We start from the raw sequence: 22718 nt of genomic DNA, 5'->3' as shown, positions 1-22718 counted from the left end.
GCCTGAAGGACCGCGAGGGAGGCACCCTCCGCTCCAGGCGATCCGGAGCCCTCCATGTCCTCGACCACCAGTCTGTCGCTGTTCGCCGCCCCCTCGGCGTCCGACCATTCCGCCAACCTTTTCGCCGCCGCCCGGTCGCTCGCCGTGCAGTTGGCGCGGTCCCGTCCCCTGGACCGCCGCCTGGTGGCCGGGGTGATGACCACAGCTTTCGGAGCGTCGGACGCCGAAGGGGTGTGGTCCTGGCGGGACGCCTATGACGCGATCGAGGCGGCGACCGTGCTGCAGATCCGCCGACTGGCGCCCCAGGTGGCGCGGCTGGAAGACGCGCCAACCGAGATCGCGACCGTGCTGGGCGCTGTGTCTGCGCTCGGCCTGACCCACACGCGCCGAAGCGAGGAACAGGTCGCCTTGGACCAGTTCTCCACCCCGCCCCAGCTCGCGGCGCTCGTTGCCCTGGCGGCCCGCGTTCAGCCAGGGGACCGGGTTCTGGAGCCCTCGGCCGGAACCGGCCTGCTGGCCGTCGTCGCCGAGGCCTGCGGCGGCGTGATGACCTTGAACGAGGTCGCGGGGAGACGCGCCGATCTGCTCGATTGCCTCTTTCGCTCGGCGGTCCGCACCCGTCACGATGGCCGCCACATCCATGACCTGGCCGAAGGCGCCGGCGCCTTTGACGTTGTGATCGCCAATCCACCCTTTACGAACCTTGCAGATCACCTCGTGGGCGGCCTTAAGGCGCTGGCGGATCATGGCCGGCTGGCGGCCATCGTCCCCCTGGTCGCCCTGACCGAGGAGGCGCTGCTGCGACGTCTCGGTCGGGACGGAGCCGTGATCGGTCGGATCGCCCTTCCGTCACGCGGCTTCGTCAAACACGGGACCTCGATCGAAACCGGCCTGCTGATCGTTGATCGAACCGACGCGGCCGGAGGCCTTCCACCGGTGATCGAGGGCGAGGATCCGGCGGCCGCCATCGCAGCGATCCTGGCCTTGCCCGAGCGTCACGGCATCAGGCCGCGTGTTCGCACCGAGGTCGACGTCCAGGCCTTCCTCAGTCCGCGCGACCGCAGGCCCGCCGCGCCCGCCCGCCGGCTGGCTCTGTTGGCCGGCGCGGCGCCCCTGTCCTATGCAGTAAGGCCGTGGCGCGGCGAAGGCCGCGACGTCGGCCTGTATCAGGCCCATGATCTGGCCCGCATCGTTCTCCCCGATCCCCGGCCTCACCCGTCCCTTCTCGTGGAGTCCGGCCCAATGGCCTCGGTGGCGCCGCCCGCGCCGAGCTATCGGCCGATCCTGCCGCCTAGCCTGCGAGACGAGGGACGGATTTCCGACGCCCAGACCGAGACGGTCATCTACGCCGGCGAGGCCCATGGATCGCATCTCCCAAGCCGTTGGCGCACGATCGAAGGCCTTCCTGAGATGGCGCTCGCGCGGGACGAAGACGAAGACGCCGTCGCGGTTCGGCGCGGGTTCTTCCTCGGGGACGGCACCGGCTGCGGCAAGGGCCGGCAGATCGCCGCCGTTATCGCCGACAACATGGCCCAGGGCCGCGTCCGTGCGCTCTGGCTGTCGCGGAACGACGCCCTGTTGGAGGACGCACGCCGCGACTGGACCGCGATCGGCGGCGACGCCCACGACATCGTGCCGCTGTCGAGCTGGAAACAGGAAGAGGCGATCCGGGTGGATCGCGGCGTGCTGTTCGCGACCTACGCCACCCTGCGCCAGCCGGCGCGCGGCGCGCGTCCGTCCCGGCTCGACCAGATCGTCGCCTGGCTGGGCACAGACTTCGACGGTGTCATCGCTTTCGACGAGGCCCATGCCATGGCCAACGCCGCCGGCGGGGGCAAGGGCGCGCGGGGGACCAAGAAAGCCTCGTTCCAGGGCATGGCGGGTCTGGCTTTGCAGAACCGACTGCCGGACGCGCGGGTGCTCTATGTCTCGGCCACGGGCGCCACCTCGCCCGAGAACCTCGCCTATGCCGCGCGGCTGGGTCTCTGGGGCGGTCCGGAGGCGCCCTTCATGTCGCGCGCGGACTTTCTCGACGCCATGGACCGGGGCGGGGTCGCGGCCATGGAGCTCGTGGCGCGCGAGCTCAAGGCGCTCGGCCTGTATGTGGCGCGCAGCCTGTCGTTCGAAGGCGTCGAATACGAGGCCCTCGTCCATCCTCTGACAGAGGACGACATCGCCATCTGGGACGCTTGGGCCGACGCCTTCCAGGTCATCCACGCCAATCTGGCCGAGGCGCTGAAGGCGACGGGGCTCTCGGATGACGAGGGCAAGCCGAAGAGCCCTCAAGCCGCCTCGGCTGTCCACTCGGCTTTCGAGGGCGCCAAGCTCCGCTTCTTCGGCCACCTTCTCGCCGGCCTGAAGGCGCCGAGCCTGATCGCCTCGATCCGCGACGATCTCGCTCACGACCGGTCGGCCGTGGTCCAGATCGTCTCGACCAATGAGGCGGTGATGGAGCGGCGGCTGGCGTCGGTCCCGCCCGAGGAATGGAACAATCTCTCCATCGACCTGACCCCGCGCGAGTACGTCCTCGACTATCTGCGCGAAGCCTTCCCCATCCATCTGATGGAGGCGATCGAGGGCGAGGACGGGACGGTGACCCTCGTCCCGGTAATGGTCGATGGAAAGCCGGCGGTCAGTCGCGAGGCCGTCGAGAGACGCCAGTTCCTGATCACACGCATGGCCTGCCTGCCCGCGGTTCCCGGCGTGCTGGACGCCGTCTTGTCCGCCTTCGGCACTGACGCCGTCGCCGAGATCACCGGGCGCTCGCGTCGGGTGGTGGAGCGCGACGGCCGCCGGGTTGTGGAACGCCGGGGCGCCTCCACCGCCCGCGCCGAGACCGACGCCTTCATGAGCGGCCGCAAGCGCGTGCTGGTATTCTCGGACGCGGGCGGGACCGGTCGTAGCTATCATGCGGATCTGTCGGCTGCGAACCAACAGCGGCGGGTCCACTATCTGGTGGAGCCGGGCTGGCGCGCCGACGCGGCCATCCAGGGATTGGGCCGCAGTCACCGGACGCATCAGGCCTCCGCGCCACTGTTCCGTCCGGTCACCACCGACATCCAGGGCGAGAAGCGGTTCACCTCGACCATCGCGCGGCGTCTGGATTCGCTCGGGGCGCTGACGCGCGGGGAGCGACGGACCGCCGGCGCCGGCCTGTTCCGAGCCGAGGACAATCTGGAGAGCCCCTGGGCGCGACGGGCGCTTCTGGTCTTCTACGGCGCCCTCGCCTTCGGCGAGCTGGCCTCCATGACGCTGGAGACCTTCATGACCAAGACCGGTCTGAAGCTCCTCGACGCCGACGGCGGGCTGAAGCCGACCGACGATCTGCCGCCGATCCACACCTTCCTGAACCGGTTGCTGGCGCTCCGGATCGCGGACCAGAACGCTCTGTTCGAGGACTTCGACCGCATCCTCTCGGGGATTCTGGAGCGAGCAGCGGCGTCGGGCGATCTGGATCGAGGTCTTGAAGACATCGAGGCCGAAGAGCTGGAGGTGCTGGCTGAGGAGACGATCCGAACGGATACCGTCACCGGAGCAGAAACGGCTCTGGTGACCTTCCTGCTGAAGGTGCGACGCGACCTCCTCGGATCTGGGGACGCGCTCGCCCGGGCGGCTGAGGTTGCGCACCAGCTGGTGGTGAATGAGAAGTCACATCGGGCCGCGATCGCCGAGCTCGGCCTGACCACGGCGACGGAGGAGGACCGGCTGGTCCCTGCCGTCCGGCTCGTGCGTCCCGATGGGCGCCAGACGATGCCGGAGAAGACGTTCGAGGAGTCCGCCTGGAAGCCGGCGGAGCCCGCCGACTGGCGACGCATCTGGGACGAGGAGGTGGCCGCGACTGATCCTTGGCGAACCCGCGAGCTGACGCTCGCGACCGGTCTCTTGCTGCCGATTTGGGGCCGTCTGCCCGCGCGCGGCTGTTCTGTGCGGCGCGTGCGGGGGCCGGACGGACGGCGTTGGCTGGGGCGGGTCCTCGACGAGGTCCAGGTCCGGTCGCTGAAGGCGAGCCTTGGGCTGACCGACGTCAGCGCGGCTTGGGCGGACGGCGCCAAGACCGCCGCGACGCTGCTGGACCGGTCCGTCCAGCTCTCGCTGGAAGGCGGCCTGTGGCTGAAACGGGCCCGGGTCATGGATCGGTGGCGGATCGAGGTGGTCGGCGGCCGCACCGATCGCGACGCCCTGGTCGCGCTTGGATGCTTCGTGGAGATCATCGCCTTCACGCCCCGAGTGTTCGTGTCCGTGGACCGGCCAGAGGTGGTGGAGGCGGTGCTGCGTCGCCATCCGGTGCAAACCGTCCTCGACGGCGTGGCGGCATGAGCGGGACCGGGCGGGGCGAAGGCCCCGTCCGGTCAAGAGGAGGTCCGGAGGAAGGGAGGTCTCAGGGCGAGGCGGGCTTGAGGAGAACGGCTTCCAAGCGCCTCGGATCAATCAAGGAGACAGACATGCAGACCATGGTGTTCATCGGCCGACTGGCGGCCGACCCCCAGATCAGCGAGGACTTCGCCAAGGCGGTGTTCCGGCTGCTCGAGAAACGCGGCGTCGACAACACCGGCAAGGACCGGCTCGTCGGCGTTAACTGCGTCAGCTGGTCCAAGGGGCTGAACGAGAAGGTCATCGCCCGTGGTCTGGCCAAGGGATGCGAGGTGGTTGTGATCGGTGCCTTCATCGACACTGCCTACGCCACTCGCGACGGCCAGGAACGCACCGCCAAGGAGCTGGTGATCAACCGGCTGACCGTCCTCGACTGGGCCGAAGATCGAGAGACCGACGCAGATCGTGACCTCGGCGATGATCGCCTCGCCGCCTGACCCGACCTCAACCCCTCATCATCAGGAGACTGAACCATGCAGACCCTCACCCTCGAAGGCTATTTGGCCGCCGACCCGTCCATCCTGTCCGCACAGGGCTCCGGCCGGAAACGGGCGAGTTTCCGCGTCCTGGAGACGACCCGGTTTCGACGCGCCGACGGCACGCCGAGCGAGCGCACCACCGGCTTCAATTGCCTGTGCTTTAACGAAGCGACGACTGAGAAATACATCGAGCCTTTCGCCAAGAAGGGTAGCCGCGTCGTCATCCAGGGCCACGTCGAAAACGACACCTGGACCGGCAAGGACGGGGTGGAGCACTACGACCTGCGCCTGATCGTCGGTGATATCCGCCTGAAGAACCGGCGGACCCCAGCGGAAGCGGCGGCCTTTGGCGAAAACCAAGTGCAGGAACCTGCCGGTGGCTACGATCTAAACGACGACATCCCGTTCTGATCCACCCACCGCCATCAAGTCCTTAGACGGCCCGGCTCAAGCGTCGGGCCGTCATTTCATTTGCTACTAGATTTGTCGACGCCCTTTGCCGACGACGAGATTATCGTCTTAACAGCGGACGCAGACGTAGCCGATATGGGTGGAAAGCGGACGCTCCCGACTTTCAACTCAGTGGCAATCGCGAACGGCGGTGCTGCGTAACTCGTCGATATATTCGAGCGAATGAGACTTTGGGCGTAGGGTGCAGCGAGCTTTCGGGAAGAGAGATTGATAAACAGCCTCCGCCACAGCTTGCCCGCTTTGACTGCTAGCGTGGTTGCGCTTTTGGCAACGTTTTTCGTCGCGACGACGACCTTAGCACGCAGCCCTGCACATCATGTGACAGCGGCGGCAGCGATGTCGGCGGAGATGCCTTGTGAGCCAGAGACGGCGGACTGCGAGCTGAGCTGTGCCGCTCTCTGTCACGCAATCCTCCTGCGGTCGCCGATCACTGCTCAGGTCGCGAGCGATCATCGAACGACATACCGTGCCAGCACGGCCGTTCTGGGATCGCTCAGTATTGAAGCGGAAGACCCGCCACCCCGATAAAGGACAGGCTTTTATCTGAAGTCGAACTTACTCAATCAACGAAATGGATTACATCATGAAAAGAACTCTGACCATCGCCAGCCTGCTTCTGCTGGCTTCCGGCACTGCCGCCATGGCCGCCTCCCCTGAGGCTGTCGCTCAAGCCATCTGCGCTTGCTGCGATGCGGTCGCTGCGGCTTGCTCCTGCTGCTAAGTTAGCCGTTGAACAAGGTGGAACGCCCGGTCGAAAGGCCGGGCGTTTTTCTATGGATTTACCGCCTCGCTGCCCAAGTCCGCTTCGGGCCGAACGAGGTCATTGGCCGATGAGCTCGATCCCCCTCGGTGCTTTTGGCCAAAGTCTGAGATCGTTTGACCTGCGACGACAGCGGCTCGCCGCCGTCGACGGACAGGAAGATCGTTGTCCGTCTGTTCGCATCGGCGCAACGGCGCCGAACGGTGTCGTCGTCGCGAAGGGCGACGACGACTTGCCCCCACACAACGCCCTCCGATTTTGTCACATCACCCTGAAAGTCAACGGCTTCGCCTTATGCCCTGCGCGGCCCGCGAAGGGCGGTCCGCTCCGGTGACTTTCCGGGGCCCAATGTGCCGAAAATCGGGGTCGTTGCGCATGGGGCGCTCGACATTCTCAAGGAATGTTCCAATGACCTACTTCAGCAATCCCTTCACCGCCTCCGCCTCCCAGAAGTCCAACTCCGCCTTCGACGACCTGACGGGTTCTCTCGGCGATCAGCGTCCGCATCCGACCGAGGATGCCCTGGTTCAACTCGGGCGAGCCCTCATGACCGAGCTGGTGGACGTGATCTCCGACACCGCCCTTGAGGACTACCAGACAATCTTGGGAGAGGCCCTGATCGGCGCCTTTCACTCGGCGGCCGGGCGGATTGAACGAGACGCCGACCGGGCCCGCGATACGATGCGGTCGATCGATCGGGACTTCGACGGATCGGAGGCGGCCGACGCCGAGCTGCAGGAAGCGACGGCGAAGGCTCGGGCCGGCGACGCGGCCACCCAGGCCTGCGAGATGATCCGGGATGCGGCCTCGGAGACCTGGACGATTGCGACCGGCGAGGTCTGGACGGCCTGGCGGGGTTCGCGGCGCGGCACCCATCTCACGGCGGCGCAGTTAGAAGCCAAGCAGGCGATCCGGGCGATCCGCAATCGGAAGTCAGGGGAGGCGGATCCGGGCGGTCCGGTGATCGCCTTCAGGGGCGCGCCGACGGCCGACACCTCGGACGACGCAGGCCGGATCTTCGACGCCCTGAACTGGGCAAAGCAGGAGTGGCCCGACATGGCCCTGGCCACCACCGGGGCGAAGGGGTCGGAGAAGCTGGCGATCAAATGGGCCCAGCAGAAGGGGGTGAAACTGATCCTCGCTCGGGCGGACTTCGACACCCACGGCAAGGCAGCTCCGTTCCGGGCGAATGATGAGCTGATCGCGCTCGAGCCCACCTGCTGCCTCACCCTGGTGCATTCGGTGGACCGGACGCGCTCGGGAGATCAACGGCCATTCGGACCGGCGCTCAACCTCGGGCAGAAGGCGATGGAGTCCGGGCTGCGGCACGTCCCCATCAAGGCGCGAGCCGCCTGACAAATTGAGACCGACAACAGAGACCCGCTCGGCTTCGGCCGGGCGGGTTTCCTGCGTTTGGCCATTGTGGGGCCCTTCGACTCGCGTTCGAAGGCTGTAAGCGAGATGCGTGTTCTGTGTTTGCGTGTTGTTGTTGGCTGTTGATCAGTGTTGATGGCGCTGCATTTATTCCTCTGTTTTGAGGTCTGATGGCAAGATAAAAGGAGGTATTTGGCGTTCATTTTGCTGTACGGTGTCAGTGATTTACGATGACGGCGACGACCGATCATGACGTGCGGCGACGCACCTTTGGTCGAGCCTTGCGTCGGTTGGATCGGGAGGTGACGCATGTCGGTTCGAGCGGCCATTGAAGCGCGATTGTCCGCACGGGAGCCCGGCGACGAGGGCGCAGGTCGAGTCCGACTTCCGCACGCGCTGAAGTCTGACAAGACCGCCGTGCGGACGGCGCTGTTTCAGAAGCTCGCGGCCTCTCGCCTTCTGACGCGCGGCGATAGATCTGGCGTGCTCCGGTCGGCGCAGGCGCGTTCAGGCCGGCCCTTCCGCGTCGATGTCCGGCAGAAGGTGATCGTCAAGGCGATGGTGTCGCGGCACATGGGCAAGGGGGCGGAGCGCGGCGTCGCCCTGGCGCGGCATGTGGTCTATCTCGGGCGCGCCGGCGCAGGCGTTCAGGGCACCCAGGCCGAGTTTTTCGACCGCGATCAAGACGGGGTCGATCCCGTCCGGATGACGGAAGGATGGTCGGCGGACCGCCACCACTTCCGCTTCATCGTGTCACCCGAGCACGGTGACCGGATCGCCGATCTGCGCAGCTACACCCGCGATGTCATGGATCGGGTGGCGGCGGACCTCGGTCAGCCGGAGCTGCGGTGGATCGCCACCTGCCATTTCGACACCGACCAACCGCACGCTCATGTGCTCATTCGGGGGAAGCGGGCAAGCGGCAAGGATCTGTTGATCCCGCGAGACTATGTGGCCTATGGCTTTCGGGCGCGCGCCCAGGAGGTGGCGCAGGAGCGGCTCGGGGACCTGTCGCGGGCGGACGCCGAACGTCGGGTCTGGCGGGAAACGCAGGCAGACCGGTTCACCGGTTTCGATCGGCGGTTGCTCGAAACCAAGGACGCAGACGGGCTGGTGGCGGATGGTGTGGGACGCTCCAACGCCTGGGCGGCGCTGAGCCGAGGTCGACTGCGGCACCTTGAGCGGCTCGGTCTGGCACATCGCCGGGGCTCGCATTACCGGCTCGATGAAGACCTGGAACGGCGTCTGCGCGTCCTTCAGCTGCGGAGGGACGTGATCCGCACCTTGGCGCAACGCCGCCTTCTCGGCGCAGGCGACGTCAGGGAACTCGGGGCCGCGCCCGTCCGCGGCCGGGTGGTGGCTCAGGGCGCGCATGACGAGCTTGGCGGATCGGCCTTCGTGGTTGTTCGCGATCGACAGGGCGTCGAGCACTATGCGCGGCTGCGAATGGGCCACGCGGCGCCGGCGGTGGGACGCAGCGTCGAACTCGTGGGCTCACCGCGCGGCGCGGGTGTGCGAGCACTCGACCGGGGGGCGGATCTTTCGATGTGACGGGTGCAAGCGACCAACCCCGGAGTCACTCTCGATCAGTGCAGAGGCGGCGTCACCAGAGCCGACTGGTCAGGCCTTTTCGGCAACGAGGCGGCGGAGCGGCTGGCGTTTGCAGGTCCGCCGCTTCAAGCGTGACGCTCCTTGCCGACCCATAACCGAACGGAATGCCCTGGCTGTTTGTTGGCATAGCTGGTTTTCACCTCTTCCCTCCGGTGACGGTCTGAGGCTCTCCTCACTGCAACGAGACCGTCATGAAACGGTCGCGTCCTGGAGGGGGACCATGCGAACCAAAGCGATCCTTTTAGCGTCTGCCTGCGTCACAAGCCTTGTCGGCACGATCAGCGTGATGACACCGAGCGCCGCTGCGGCCCAAACGGCGTCGAACACCGATCAGGAAGCCAGTGTCGTCGACGAGATTGTCGTCACCGGCCTGCGACGGCGCGACATCACGGCGGCCGAGTCCCCTCTGCCCATCGACATCATCAGCGGGGACAACCTCGTCAACCAGGGGACCTCCGACATCAACGACATCCTGCGCGAGCAGGTGCCTTCACTGAACATTCAGCGCTTCGTGACGAACGATGGGGCCGCCTTCACCAGACCGTTCAGCTTGCGCGGTCTGCCGCCTGACCAGACCCTGGTCCTGGTCAACGGCAAGCGGCGCCACCGCGGGGCGACGGTTCAGTTTACCAATGTGCCCTATATTCGTGGCTCCCAGGGTCCGGACCTGTCGGCCATACCGTCCATCGCCATCGGCCAGCTGGAGGTGTTGAGAGATGGGGCATCTGCAGTCTATGGTTCCGACGCCATCGCCGGGGTGCTGAACTTTCGCCTGAGAACCGACCGCGAAGGCGCGACCCTGATCGCACGGTACGGACAGTTCTACGCCGGCGACGGCCAGGATCTCCTCCTGCAGGGCAATCTCGGCCTGCCGTTGACGGATCAGGGCTTCCTGAACATCAGCGCCGAACTGTCCGAAAGCGATCAGACCTCGCGGGGCACCCAGCGGCCCGATGCCCAGGCTTTGATCAACGCCGGCGTCGCAGGGGTGCCTGTGCCCGCCCAGCGCTGGGGGAATCCGGACAGCGAGGCGGCGCGAGTGTTCGTCAATGCCGGCCTCGACCTGTCGCCGGAGGCGGAGCTCTACGCGTTCGGGAACTACAGCCGCAGCGAGGGGACGACCGCCTTCTTCTATCGCAATCCGAACACCAGCTTCATTGCGACCAGCATTCCGACGACCACGACACCGGGCGGGCCACGCTTCAGCTTCCGCCAGCGCTTCCCTGGCGGCTTTGCTCCGAACTTCGGCGCCACGATCGAGGACGCGTCTTTCGTCAGCGGCATTCGGGGGGAGCTTCCCAGTCAGTTGACCTATGACCTGAGCGCCAGTGTCGGACGCAACACCGCCGACTACGTGATCAGCAACACCGTCAATCCGTCCCTCGGCTTGAACTCGCCGACGACGTTCAACCCCGGATCGCTGGAGCAGCGCGAGTTCATCGGCAATCTGGACCTCAGCTATCCCTGGGAGATCGGCTTGGCCTCTCCGCTGAGCGTCGCGGGCGGTCTGGAGTACCGCAAGGAAACCTATGAGGTCACCGCTGGAGAGCTGGCCTCCTATCAGGTCGGGCCGTTCGCCTCGGTGGTCGACCCAGACACCGGACGCCGGGTCGGACTGCCGGTCGGCTCGAACGGCTTTCCGGGCTTCAGCCCATCGCAGGCCGGGACTTTCGAGCGCGACAACTGGGCCGCCTACGGGGCGCTGGAAGGCGACCTGACCGACGCGTTCAGTTTCGGTCTGGCCGCACGATATGAAGACTTCTCCGATGTCGGCGAGAACTTCAGCTGGAAGGTCAGCGGACGGTATGAGTTCAACGACGCGGTGGCGGTGCGTGGGTCGGTCAACACCGGCTTCCGGGCCCCCACGCCGGGGCAAGCCAATGCGTCGCTGGTGCAGACCAACATCGACTCGGTGACTGGCAACCCCCTGACGACCGGCATTGTGTCGCCGCAGAATCCCGTGGCGCTCTTCTTCGGCGCTACGGCCTTGCAGCCCGAGGAGTCCTTCAACGTCGCGGCCGGCCTCGCTCTGCGACCGACGTCCCAACTGACGGTCACCCTCGACTATTTCCAGATCGAGGTCGACGACCGCATCGCCCTGTCGGGCAATTTCCGTCTCACTCAGGCGCAACGAAATCAGCTGGCGGCGCTGGGGATTCCCGGTGGGGGTTCCTTCGAGGAAATCAGCTTCTTCACCAACTCGTTCGACTCCCGGACGCGCGGGCTTGACCTGGTGGTCAGCTACAACGGCATCGACTTCCTGGGTGGATCGTTGGGGGTCAATGCAAACCTGAACTACACCAAGACCGAAGTGACGCGCGCCACTCCGGTGATCAGCGCCGACCGCGAACGCCTCCTTGAGCTTGAGGACTTTGTCCCCGAAACGAAGGGCAGCGTGTCGTTCAACTATCAGCGCGGCCGACTGACCGCTTCGACCCAGGCGACCTATTATGGGGAATGGACCGACTTCGGCGGCGTCCCTTCGGCCGATCAGACCGGTGGTGCGGAAGTGCTCATTGACGCCGAACTCGGATATCAGCTGACCGATCGGATCCAGCTGACCGTGGGTGCCGAGAACCTGTTCGACGACTATCCCGACCGGGAAGCGCGTGTGTCTCAGACCAACAACGGCATCCAGTACCTCCGCTTTGCTCCGACGGGCTTCAACGGCGGGTTCTGGTACATTCGCGCCAAGGCGGAGTTCTAGATCGTCCGCAGGAACGATGTCCGCGGCTCGCGGCGCTTCAGTCGCGAGCCGCGCCGTCAAAGGCGCCCCGTTCGGTGAAAGCGTCCCGCATCTCGGTCATGATCCGAACGAAGTTCAGAGACGCTTGGGAAGCGACGCGGGATTTGGGTGTTATGAGGCTGTATTCGAACACGATGCGCGGCGTGAACGGCCGGAGCACCAAGCCGTGCGCCGCGAAAGTGGCGGCCGTCACCGGATTGAGAATGGAGCACCCGACGCCTTCCAGCACCATGGCGCAGACCGTCATCGCGTATTGGGTTTCGACAAGGAGTTCGCGCTCGACCCCGGCGTCCTCGAACACCCTGTCGACCCGTCGACGCGTGGGATCCTCGAGGGCGAGCGAGATGAAGGCCTCGCCGGCCAGATCGTGCGGGGTCACGGTTTCCAGGGAGGAAAGGCGGTGACCCGGCGGAAGAACACAGACACCCGAGCATTTGAGGAAGGTCGTGGAATGCAGGCCCTCCATCTCCCGCGCGGGGGTCGCCAGGCCGAAATCGAACTGCTGACGCGCCACCCACTGCCGGACCGTCGAGGAGGAGCGCGTCTGAATCTGGATGGTGACGTTGGGATGCCGGTCCTGGAAGCGTTTGACCACGGCGGGCAGGAAACTCACCGCCAGGGCTGGCAGGGCCGCGATGCGGACGGTGCCGGTGCTGAGGTTCCTGATGTCCTGAGCGATCCTCTTGAGCGCCGCCACGCCGACGATGGACCGCTCGACCTCCTGGTGAAACAGTTCCGCTTCCGGCGTGGGCAGGAGGGCCGCCCCGCGGCTGCGCAGGAAGAGCGCGAACCCGATCGCGTGTTCGAGGTCCGCCAGGAGCTTGCTGACGGCGGGCTGCGACAGATGCATGTCCTTGGCCGCCTGGCTGACCGACCCGGCGCGCATCACGGCGCTGAAGGCTTCCAGGTGTCGAAGGTTCAAGCGCGCGCTCCCGGTGCAGCAAGACGTCCATCGACCAGAGCGCGCAATACGGCGCGGGATCAAGCCCGGGCCATCGGTGCGGCGCTGGCCCTTTCGCTTCTCGCGGTGGGTTGCGCGGCGCCCGTCGCGACGGAAAGTGAAAGCGAGGGCCCCGCTGCGGCCGAAGGCTCGACCCTGGCGCAGATCCGGGCTCGCGGCGTTCTCCGTTGCGCCATCCATCCCGGTCAGATCGGAATGTCCGAACTCACCCCCTCGGGAGAGTGGCGGGGCTTCACCATCGATTACTGCCGCGCGTTGGCCGCGGCCGTGCTCGGCGACCCGACCAAAGTCCGGTTTCTGCCAACGGCGTCCAACAAGCGGTTCACGATACTGCAGACGGGCGAAGCCGACGTGCTTTCACGGACGACGACCTGGACCCTCACGCGCGACGTCGAACTCGGTCTCAACTTCGTCGGGGTCTTCTACTACGACGGTCAGAGCTTCCTGGTGAAGCGCGACGAAGGCATCGAGAGCGCCAAGGACCTCGACGGGGCCGCCATCTGTATCAGCAAGGGGACGACGTCGGAGCTGAACACGGCGGACTATTTCAGCCGTAACGGCCTGCGCTACCGTTCCGTCGTCTACGAGAATCCGGAAGAAGCCAAGCTGGCGTTCTTCGCTGATCGCTGCGACGCCATGACCACCGATGCTTTCACCTTGACCACGATCCGCCTGTCGGACGCCGAGCGGCCGCAGGACTATGTGGTCCTGCCCGACTATGTCTCCAGAGAGCCACTCGGACCGGTGGTGCGAAGCGATGACGAACAGTGGTTTGACATCAACAAATGGGTGCTCAACGCGCTCATCGCGGCCGAGGATCTGAGGATCACCCAGGCGAATGTGGAGACGCTGCGGTCATCCTCTCCCGATCCCGAAATCCAGCGCCTCTTGGGCGCGACGCCGGGATTTGGACGGGCGTTGGGGCTACCGGAAACCTGGGCGTACCAAGCCCTGCGCGCTGTCGGAAACTACGGCGAAATCTACGAGCGCAACATCGCTCCTTTGGGCGTGGAGCGCGGTCAGAACCAGCTGACGCGGGACGGCGGATTGATGTATCCGCTGCCGATGCGGTGACCAGCCTCAGCCCCCGCCTGAAGCCTTGGACGCACAGGACGCCCTGGAGCGCCTGGGCCTTGCAGATCGCAGCGGCTCTGGTGGTCGGAGCCGTGGTGACCGCGATCGCCTTGGCGACCCAGGAGAACCTGGCCGACCGCAACATCCGCACCGGCTTTGACTTCCTTCAGAACCGAGCCGGTTTCGCCATCGGGGAGACCCTGTTCTCCTATGCGCCCGCCGACAGTTTCGGTCGGGCTCTGCTGGCCGGCCTCGGCAATACCTTGAGCGTATCGGCATGGGCCATCGTGATATCGACAGGTCTGGGTCTTCTGATCGGCTTGGCGAGACTGTCCGACAACGCGCTCGTGCGGTCGGTCAGCGGCGCCTATGTCGAGGTCGTTCGGAACCTCCCGCTGCTGCTCCAGCTGTTCGTCTGGTATGCACTGCTCCTGCATGGCGCGCCGGCGGTAGCCACGCTCCAGGAAGGCGATGTCGGGGCCTTCATCACCAACCGCGGCGCAGCGCTTCCGTCGCTCGGCTGGGAGGGTCCGCTGCTGGCCCTCGCTGCGGCGTGGCTCCTGGTCTGGTCGCGACGTCAGACCGGCGCTCGAAGGGCGACCGCCTGGGCGGCCTGCGCCCTGTTGTCTGCGGGCGCGGCGGGTCTCGCTTTTCTGAGATACGAGGCCCCGGTCGTCGGAGCCTTTGAGGTCCAAGGCGGTCTTCAGCTTTCCGTGGAGTTCATCGCCTTGGTCGTGGCGCTGTCGGTCTACACCTCGGCCTATCTCGCCGAGATCGTGCGTGGGGGGCTGTCGACGGTCTCGCGCGGGCAGGGCGAGGCGGCCCAGGCGCTCGGCCTCAGCGCCCCGCAGCGGCTTTGGCATGTCGTGCTGCCGCAAGCGCTCAGGATCATCCTGCCTCCGATGACGAGCTGGCATCTCAACACCGTCAAGAACAGCTCGCTGGCGGTGGCGATCGGCTATCCAGAGGTCGTGTCGGTCATCGACACCATCATCAGCCAGACCGGGCAGGCGGTCGAAGGCGTCCTGCTGATCATCCTGGTGTTCCTTTCGACCTCGCTGATCCTGTCCCTGGCGATGAACCTCTATGCGCGCCGCAACGCCATCTGGGAGCCTGCGGCGGGGCCCGGGACGAGCCTCGCGCCGCCGGAGTTTCATTGGCCGAAATGGCGAAGTCATCTGTTCGCGGAGCCGCGCCAGGCGGCGCTCACCCTCGCCACGGCCGCCCTGGTCGGCCTGGGCGTCTGGGCCGCGTTCGACTGGTTGGTGCTGCAGGCGGTGTTTGTCGGAGACGCGGCGGATTGCCGACGCGCGGCCGGAGCCTGCTGGCCCTTCGTGCAGGAGAACGCGCGGTTCATTCTGCTGGGAAGCTATCCAGAGCCGGAGCAATGGCGACCGGCAGCGGTGATCGTTCTGTTCGCCGTCTCTCTGCTGGCGTCGCTCGTTCGCCGGCTCTGGAGCCATGTCGTCCCGGCGCTTTGGGCGATCACGCTGCTCGCCAGCCCGTGGCTGATGGCGGGCGGTCTGGGCCTGGTCGGCGTGGCCACGGACAAATGGAGCGGCCTGCCAGTGACCCTGCTCCTGGCCGGCAATGCCGTGGTCGGCGCCTTCCCGTTGGCCGTCCTGCTGGCCTTGGCGAGGCGATCGCGAAGCCCTGTCTTTCGGTGGATCGCGACCGGCTTCATTGAGGTGGTTCGAGGCGTCCCGCTCCTCGGGGTGCTGTTCATCGCCGCCGTGCTGTTCCCGCTGCTGGTGCCCGCCGAGATGACGATCAACGCCTTCCTTCGCGTGCAGATCGCCTTGGTGCTCTTCACGGCGGCTTACATGGCCGAGGCCGTTCGCGGCGGGCTGCTGTCGCTCAACAAGGGGCAGGCGGAAGCAGGACAGGCGCTGGGTCTGTCCCGATGGGCCGCTCTGCGCGCCGTCATCCTGCCGCAGGCCTTGATCGCCAGCCTGCCCAGTCTGGTGTCTATCGCGATCAGCGAGGTCAAGAACACCACACTTGTGCTCATCGTCGGCGTCTTCGACCTGCTGCAGATGGCGCGTCTGGCCTATGTGCCGCTCGAATGGCGGCCCTTCTTCGTCGAAGCCTACCTCTTCGTCGGCCTCGTCTATTTCACCCTCTGCTTTGCCTTGTCGCGGATCGCCGCAACCATCGAACGCGCCAAGGCTGGATCAAATGCGAGTATCTCACGACATGACTGACCGGCCGGCACCGCAATCTCAGAACCTCGGGGAAGGGCTGGAGGACATGGCGACCGCCGTGACCCATGCGGGGCCGGAACCCCGGTCCCAGGGCGGCGTCCTGAACCCGCCCCTCTATCGCGCCTCGACCATCATCTACGACACGGTGGCGGAATACATGAACCGTCATGCCGGGCTTTATGACGAGGTCATCTACGGTCTCTACGGGACCCAGACCACCCTGGCCCTGGCCGATGCGCTCGCCGCTCTGGAGGGCGGCGGCCGATGCGTTCTGACCTCATCGGGAACCTCGGCCATTTCGACCGCCCTGGCGGCGGTCGTGAAGGCGGGAGATCACCTGCTCGTCGTCGATACGGTCTATGGACCCACGCGGAAATTCTGCGAGGAGGTGCTTTGCGCGTTTGGGGTCGAGGTCGAGTTCTTCGCGCCGGGCGATGCTTCAGCGCTGAGCGGTCTCCTGCGGCCGACGACGCGGGCGGTCTATCTGGAATCGCCGGGATCTCAGACGTTCGAGATTCTGGACCTTCCGGCGATCACCCAGACCTGTCGCGCCGCGGGGGTTCTGACCCTGGCGGACAATACCTGGGCCACACCCCTGTACCTCCGCCCGCTAGACCTCGGCGTGGACGTCTCCATCATGTCGGCCACGAAATACGTCTCGGGGCATTCGGACGCCATGATCGGCTCGATCTGCACCCTCGACGACGGGCTTTATCGTCGGATCAAGGACACGGCGGGCCGGTGGGGCCAGAGGGCGAGCCCCGACGACTGCTATCTGGTGCATCGCGGCCTGAGAACCTTGCAGGTGCGGCTGGAGCGGCATGAACGCAACGGCTTCGCGCTTGCCCAATGGTTGCGGGCGCAGCCGGAGGTCCGTCGGATCCTCCATCCCGGTCTACCGGAGGATCCAGGACACGACCTGTGGCGACGCGATTTCCGGGGCGCCTCCGGCCTCTTCGGCTTTTACATGGAGCCGCTGTCCGGAGACCAGGCGTCGGCCTTCTTCGATCATCTGGAGATCTTTCGCCTCGGGTCGAGCTGGGGCGGGTACGAAAGCCTCCTTGTCCCGGCCTGGCCGGCTCCCGTCCGGCGTCACCCGCAGGACCCGGGCGCCCTGGTCCGGGTGCACGCCGGCCTGGAGTCCGTTGAGGATCTCGTCACGGACCTCGAGCGGGCCTTTGTCCGGCTGAGGGCCTTGCGGAAGAGCGCAGCATGACCGTCGAACACGCCCACCCCGCCGTCGAGCTGCGGCAGGTCAGCAAATGGTACGGAAGTTTCCAGGCGCTCCACGGCATCGATCTCAAGATCGCTCCGGGCTCCCGCGTGGTGGTCTGTGGTCCGTCCGGCTCCGGAAAATCCACTCTCATTCGCTGCCTCAATCGGCTGGAGGTTCCGGAGGAGGGCGCGATCCTGATCGGGGGAGCGGATGTGACCTCCAAGTCCGCCGCGAGCCAGGCCGCGCTGAAGACGACGGGTATGGTGTTTCAACAGTTCAATCTGTTTCCCCACATGAGCGTCCTCGACAACTGCACCCTCGCTCCTCGGTTGGCGCGTAAGGAAGGCCGGGCGCAGGCTGAAGCTCGGGCGCGGGTTCTTCTCGAGCGCGTGCGCCTCGCCGATCAGGCGGAAAAATACCCCGGCCAGCTGTCGGGCGGACAGCAGCAACGCGCGGCCATCGCGCGCGCCCTGGCCATGGACCCGGAGATCCTGCTGTTCGACGAGCCCACCTCCGCGCTCGATCCGGAGATGGTCAATGAGGTCCTGGAGGTGATGATCGCCCTCACCGAAGAACGCCGGACCATGATCTGCGTCACCCACGAAATGGGTTTTGCCCGTCAGGTTGCCGACCGCGTGTTGTTCATGGACAAGGGTGCCCTGATCGATGACGCCCCGCCGGAAGCCTTTTTCAAAGGCGAAGTCAGCGACCGCGCCAGAACCTTCCTGAGTCAGATCGTCCACTGACTGCGGTGGAACAAGCCCCGAGGCCCGGATCGGACTGTCGAGAGGGCGTGAACGGCAGAAGACGTTCCGGCCACATCCCTTACTCGCTGATCGCAACAGGTCTGACGTCGCGTTTCTCAAACCATCTGCGGATCGCGCTCCGGCCCGGCCGCTCGACGAACATATGCAACGCCACGGAAACCAGCACGGTCACGAGGAGCAGGCCAGCCAGCTCCCATGGGACCATGTAAAAACCGCTGTCGATCCCGCGCATCTCTGCTGCGATCCCCTTGTAGGCGACGAGGAGCGGCATGTGCGCCAGATAGAAGGCGAAAGAGACTTCACCAGCAAACACCAGGGGCTCTGACGCCAGAAAGCCCTCGCTCTGCGTCTTGGCGAGCATGGACCAGGAGAAGACGACGGGAGCAGCCAAGGCGACGACCAGACGGTCGTCGAGCGACATCTGCATGGCCGCCAGCAGCAGTCCCGTTGCCGCCAGGCAGGCCGCGACGGAAACGAGGGGACGCCAAACGACGCTGCGGCCAAGACCGTACATGGCCACGCCAATGAGGAAGGCCGGCCCGATCCGCAGGATGCCCATGTCATCCTCGGCCCGAGGCAGAACCTTGCCGAACGCTGCCCGATAGAGGGCGTCGATGGCGACGTAGGCCACGATGCCCAAGATCAGCAGCACCCCCGGATGACGTCGCATCCGCAGAGCCAGCCAGGCGTAGGCGGGAAAGAGGAGGTAGGCGAACCACTCCGCCGACAGGGACCAACTCGGTCCGCTCCAGTTGTATCCGATCTCGCTGGGAAACCAGGCCTGCACCAGGAACAGCGTCTTGAGGAAACCCTCCAGGGTGTAGGTCGAGGGATCGTAGCGGACCCCGGCCGCCATCGCTCCCAAAACCATGACCGTCGCTCCCGCCAGAACCGCGAGATGCAAGGGGTACAGCCGCGCGAGGCGGGCCACGATGAAGCGCCGGTAGCTGAACGTGCCCGCCGCAAAGGACGGTCCATAGACATGCGCGAGGATGAACCCCGACAGAAAGAAAAAGGCGTCGACCGCCAGTCTGCTGCGCTCGATAATCGGACTGAAGCCGAGCGCCGGATCCCATTGGAGCTGATAATGAAACAGCACGACGCCCAAGGCCAGGAAGGCCCGCAGGCTCGTCAGGGCGCGCAGGTCGGCGGGATAGCCTTCGCTGGAAGGCGAGATGGAGGTCATGGTCAGCCCCGATGAAGGACGGCCATCGCCGTCCTGCCCCTCGGATATACGCACCGGCCTCGCTTATCCCTCAGCCGGGCGCGCCGGCCCCGGATGAAGTGTCACACGGGCAGGTCTGTCGGTGGAACAGGTCGACCGGCTTGCCGCGCACTGGGGACGGCGCCCGCTTCTGCGTTCGGCGTCGCCTCGCTGGCTGCAGCGTCCGACACGGCCTATGTGAAACCCGATGTGGTCTCCGAGCCCCAGACCCGTGTTCGTGTTCGGCGACGGCTGGGCCGCTTACGAGGGCCCGTGCGCGGCGCACGACAGCCATGCCCATGTGGCGGTTCAGTTGACGGCCGCGCGCTCGGGCCTGGTTCACCTGGCGGCGGACAGAGGGCGTGAGCTGTGGGGTGAGGCGCTCATCCTTGCGCCTCGCGTCCGCCACCGCATGCCGGCGAGCGCGGACGTGGTCCTCCTCGTCTATGTCGAGACCCATACGCCGCTCGCCTCCAAACTCGTCGCGCTGATCGCCCCCGACGATGCGGGTCCGGCCCCGCCCATCGTGCGGGATCGGCTGCTGAGCAATGAGCCGACGGACCAGATCATGCGCGGACTGAAGGCGGATCTCGGCGAAGCGACTCGAGTGCTGGATCCCCGGCTGGAATGGGCCTTGCTAAGGGCCTCGCAGAGCCCGGCGCCCGGAACCATCGCGCGGGCGGCCTCCGCGCTCGATCTCTCGACGGCCCGGCTTCGGGCGCTCGCGCAGTCTCAGTTGTCGGCGCCCTTGTCGCAGTGGCTGCTGTGGCGGAAGCTGGAGCGATCCGGTCGCGCCTTGGCGGCCGGAGCCCCTCTGTCGGAGGCCGCGCTCGCGGGTGGGTTCGCGGACCAGGCCCACCTAAACCGAACGATGAAGCGCATGTTCGGGGTGACGCCGTTCGAGGCCGCCCAAGTCGTTCGACCGAGCGACAAGCGTTCCGTTCAATAGGCCTGCTCAGCCCCATGCGAGGTTCGAGGCTCAAAGGAGTCCTCGATGTCCGCTCTACGGTTTGTGATCCGCCTGGCCTATGCGCCGTGTTTTTTCGTCGGCTTTCTCTGGGCGGCCATGAGCGCCGTCCAAACCGGCCAACCCCCGTGGGTCCTGCCGCTTCTGCTCGGCCTGGCCCTCGGGGTGTCGTTCGCCATGGAGCGGTTGGCTCCCTATGAGCCGATCTGGAACGAACCGCATGGTGACCGTGCTCGCGACGTGGCCCATGCGGTCTTCAACGAGCTGTCGATCGCCGCCTCCGTTCTGGTTCTCCCGCTGTTGTCGGGGCTTCTCCCGTATTCGGGCGTGTGGCCCGAAGACTGGCCTCTGTACGGGCAGTTGGCGCTCGCCATCCTGGTGGCGGACCTGGGGATCACCCTGGCGCACTACGCCAGCCACCGCATCCCGGCGCTATGGCCGCTTCACGCCGTGCACCATTCCGTGGAGAGGATGTATGGCTTCAACGGACTGTTGAAACACCCCCTGCATCAGGCCATTGAACTGACGGCGGGTGTCGCCCCCCTCGTCCTTCTTGGCATGCCTATGGACGTCGCCTGGCTGCTGGCCTTCGCTGTCGCCATCCAGTTGATGCTCCAGCATTCCAACGTCGACATGAGGATCGGGCCGCTGGTGTACATCTGGGCCGTCGCTCCGGCCCATCGGCACCATCATCTGGCGTCGCAAAGCGATGGCGACGTCAACTTCGGGCTCTTCACCAGTCTTTGGGACCATCTTCTCGGGACCTTCCGCCACGGGTCCGATACGCCGCGTGCGGGGCAGATCGGAGTGTCAGGCCGCCCCGACTATCCGCGCGCGTATCTGCGACAACTCGCGGAACCGTTCCGGGGGCGTTCCTGACGCCCATGCGCGAATGGTGGCCTGCCCGGGGCGAGACGCTCCGTTGCTCAGATTGTTTCGCCTCAAGGCCGAGGAGTCACCGCGCAGAGGACGAGTTCTGTATGGCTATACGCATTCAGGTCGGCCTTCCCTCATCTCAGGCAACGGTGTTCGAGAATATTTTCTGGAGACGGAACCGTGGCTGCGAGCCCGGATTACGCCCGCATCGACGTTCGACACGGGCGACCGAGGCGGCGATCCTATCCGCACTTGGTGAGCCCTGCCGGATACATTCATCGCGTAGCCGGTCGTTGACCCCGGTCCTATTGCGCCAAGAGGAGACTTCTCATGTACACCCCGACCCTCACACGTCTGTCCCTTTTGGCCCTCAGCTGTTCCTCTGTCGTGATCACGGCCTGCAGCCCGGCCGCAGAGCCGGCCGCGCAGGCGTCATCCGAGGCCTCGGCGCCCGCCCAAGAGCCGATGGCGATGGCGCAGACGCCGTTCGCGGCCGCCGAGACGAAGATGCACGAGGCGATGATGGCGGCGACGGGAGCGGATGCCGGCGAGACGTGGGCGCGCAAGATGATCCCCCATCACCAGGGGGCGCTCGACATGTCCGAGATCGTTCTGCGGGACACCCAAGACGCGGAAATCCGGCGGATGGCGCAGAAGACCCTCGAGATGCAGACGGGCGACATCGCCGAGCTTCGGCGTTGGCTCGAGGCGAACGAAGGCGCGGCCGCCGGAGCGGCGGCGACAGGGGCGGACGCCGAAAATCCCTTCATGTCGGCCGAAGCCAAGATGAAGGACGCCATGATGGCCGCGGTGGGCGCCGACACGGACGAGACCTGGGCCCGCAAGATGATCGCCCATCATCAGGGCGCGCTGGACATGTCGCAGGTCGTGCTGCGCGAAAGTGACGACGCCGACATCCGGCGCATGGCGCAGAAGACGGTCGAGATGCAGACGGCGGACATCGCTGAGCTGCGCGCTTGGCTGGACGCCCGCCCGGCCGGCGCCGTTCGACCGGCGGCTGGGTAAGATGGGCGTTTGAAGGAGGGCGCATCCATGGAGACCATGAACGCAGGACACACGATGAAGGGGAGCTACCGGTCGTTCGGGCTGGAGCTCGTCCTGGATTTCATCATCATGTATTTGGTGATGTACACGATGATCGCCTCGCTCGATCATTTTTACTTCAATCTAAACAACGTCTACATGACCTTGATGATGGTTTCGCCCATGGCGATCCTCATGTTGATCTTCATGCGATCGATGTATCCGTCGAAGCGGACCAATCTGCTCATCGGCGGTGCCGCCGCCCTGGTGTTCCTGGGCAGCTTCTACGGCATGCGGACGCAGGCGGCGGTGGGCGACACCGAGTTCCTGCGTTCGATGATCCCGCACCATTCAGGCGCAATCCTCATGTGTCAGCAGGCGTCCTTGACGGATCCGGAGGTCCGCGGTCTTTGCGAGGACATCGTCAGATCGCAGGAACAGGAGATCGCGCAGATGAAGGCGCTCCTCGCGCGGCGGTAGGTCCCGCGCCTGGCGTCGGAAATCGTTCGTCGGGCCGGCACTGCGGCAGCCTGTCGCGAGGGCCGACCGTCGCGTCTGCGTAAGACCCTATAGATCGCCGTCTCGCGGAGGCG

At 66.0% G+C, this 22718-nt stretch carries 16 protein-coding genes; 14 read left to right on the top strand and 2 right to left on the bottom strand.

The window, feature by feature from the left end; all coding sequences use genetic code 11:
* Nucleotides 1-54 precede the first annotated feature (54 nt).
* The 6 genes from Q333_RS0109220 (at nucleotide 55) to Q333_RS0109195 (ending at nucleotide 11773) form a co-directional block, all read left to right on the top strand.
* Nucleotides 55-4317, top strand: a complete 4263-nt coding sequence (locus tag Q333_RS0109220; protein WP_029416457.1) for a strawberry notch family protein — start codon at nucleotides 55-57, stop codon at nucleotides 4315-4317.
* A gap of 125 nt (nucleotides 4318-4442) precedes the next feature.
* On the top strand, nucleotides 4443-4808 hold the full coding sequence (locus Q333_RS0109215; RefSeq protein ID WP_029416456.1) for a single-stranded DNA-binding protein: 366 nt from the start codon (nucleotides 4443-4445) through the stop codon (nucleotides 4806-4808).
* Between the two features lie 36 nt (nucleotides 4809-4844).
* Nucleotides 4845-5261: a single-stranded DNA-binding protein gene (locus tag Q333_RS0109210; RefSeq protein WP_029416454.1), complete on the top strand. Its 417-nt coding sequence runs from the start codon at nucleotides 4845-4847 to the stop codon at nucleotides 5259-5261.
* A 1228-nt stretch (nucleotides 5262-6489) separates the two neighbouring features.
* Entirely contained in the window at nucleotides 6490-7437 is a 948-nt protein-coding gene (locus Q333_RS0109205) for a DUF2493 domain-containing protein (protein ID WP_029416453.1), read from the top strand.
* Nucleotides 7438-7764: 327 nt separating this feature from the next.
* The gene (locus Q333_RS0109200; protein WP_029416452.1) at nucleotides 7765-9006 is read left to right on the top strand and encodes a DUF3363 domain-containing protein; all 1242 of its coding nucleotides are present in this window, start codon (nucleotides 7765-7767) and stop codon (nucleotides 9004-9006) included.
* On the top strand, nucleotides 8888-11773 hold the full coding sequence (locus Q333_RS0109195) for a TonB-dependent receptor plug domain-containing protein (protein WP_245591525.1): 2886 nt from the start codon (nucleotides 8888-8890) through the stop codon (nucleotides 11771-11773). The genes Q333_RS0109200 and Q333_RS0109195 overlap by 119 nt, the downstream gene beginning before the upstream one ends.
* 37 nt (nucleotides 11774-11810) lie before the next feature.
* Here Q333_RS0109195 and Q333_RS0109190 read toward each other — a convergent pair whose 3' ends face one another.
* Entirely contained in the window at nucleotides 11811-12734 is a 924-nt protein-coding gene (locus Q333_RS0109190; RefSeq protein WP_029416449.1) for a LysR substrate-binding domain-containing protein, read from the bottom strand.
* Here Q333_RS0109190 and Q333_RS0109185 point away from each other — a divergent pair.
* The 4 genes from Q333_RS0109185 to Q333_RS0109170 are packed head-to-tail and all read left to right on the top strand — an operon-like array spanning nucleotide 12657 to nucleotide 18013.
* Nucleotides 12657-13847 carry an amino acid ABC transporter substrate-binding protein gene (locus Q333_RS0109185; protein ID WP_084175930.1) on the top strand — a complete coding sequence of 397 codons (1191 nt, stop codon included), beginning with the start codon at nucleotides 12657-12659 and terminating at the stop codon, nucleotides 13845-13847. The genes Q333_RS0109190 and Q333_RS0109185 overlap by 78 nt on opposite strands.
* A gap of 59 nt (nucleotides 13848-13906) precedes the next feature.
* Entirely contained in the window at nucleotides 13907-16051 is a 2145-nt protein-coding gene (locus Q333_RS0109180; protein ID WP_084175875.1) for an ABC transporter permease subunit, read from the top strand.
* Complete coding sequence (gene metC, locus Q333_RS0109175; RefSeq protein WP_029416446.1) at nucleotides 16044-17267, top strand: cystathionine beta-lyase; 1224 nt, start codon at nucleotides 16044-16046, stop codon at nucleotides 17265-17267. Before Q333_RS0109180 ends, metC begins: the two co-directional genes overlap by 8 nt.
* The gene (locus Q333_RS0109170) at nucleotides 17264-18013 is read left to right on the top strand and encodes an amino acid ABC transporter ATP-binding protein (RefSeq protein ID WP_029416445.1); all 750 of its coding nucleotides are present in this window, start codon (nucleotides 17264-17266) and stop codon (nucleotides 18011-18013) included. Before metC ends, Q333_RS0109170 begins: the two co-directional genes overlap by 4 nt.
* A gap of 79 nt (nucleotides 18014-18092) precedes the next feature.
* Here the strand turns inward: Q333_RS0109170 and Q333_RS0109165 are convergent, their stop codons facing one another.
* A complete protein-coding gene (locus Q333_RS0109165; RefSeq protein ID WP_029416444.1) occupies nucleotides 18093-19220 on the bottom strand; it encodes an acyltransferase family protein in 1128 nt (375 codons plus the stop codon).
* Nucleotides 19221-19470: 250 nt separating this feature from the next.
* Between Q333_RS0109165 and Q333_RS0109160 the strand changes: the two genes are divergently transcribed.
* The 4 genes from Q333_RS0109160 (at nucleotide 19471) to Q333_RS0109145 (ending at nucleotide 22605) form a co-directional block, all read left to right on the top strand.
* Nucleotides 19471-20187 carry a helix-turn-helix domain-containing protein gene (locus tag Q333_RS0109160; protein WP_051651216.1) on the top strand — a complete coding sequence of 239 codons (717 nt, stop codon included), beginning with the start codon at nucleotides 19471-19473 and terminating at the stop codon, nucleotides 20185-20187.
* Between the two features lie 45 nt (nucleotides 20188-20232).
* On the top strand, nucleotides 20233-21084 hold the full coding sequence (locus Q333_RS0109155; protein WP_029416442.1) for a sterol desaturase family protein: 852 nt from the start codon (nucleotides 20233-20235) through the stop codon (nucleotides 21082-21084).
* Nucleotides 21085-21411: 327 nt separating this feature from the next.
* Nucleotides 21412-22107 carry a DUF305 domain-containing protein gene (locus Q333_RS16965; RefSeq protein ID WP_051651215.1) on the top strand — a complete coding sequence of 232 codons (696 nt, stop codon included), beginning with the start codon at nucleotides 21412-21414 and terminating at the stop codon, nucleotides 22105-22107.
* Between the two features lie 27 nt (nucleotides 22108-22134).
* Entirely contained in the window at nucleotides 22135-22605 is a 471-nt protein-coding gene (locus Q333_RS0109145; protein WP_029416440.1) for a DUF305 domain-containing protein, read from the top strand.
* Nucleotides 22606-22718: the final 113 nt, after the last annotated feature.

Source organism: Brevundimonas bacteroides DSM 4726 (assembly GCF_000701445.1).
Classification (GTDB): domain Bacteria; phylum Pseudomonadota; class Alphaproteobacteria; order Caulobacterales; family Caulobacteraceae; genus Brevundimonas; species Brevundimonas bacteroides.
Note: the sequence above shows the minus strand (reverse complement) of the source record. Positions and strands in the feature narration are given on the sequence as shown.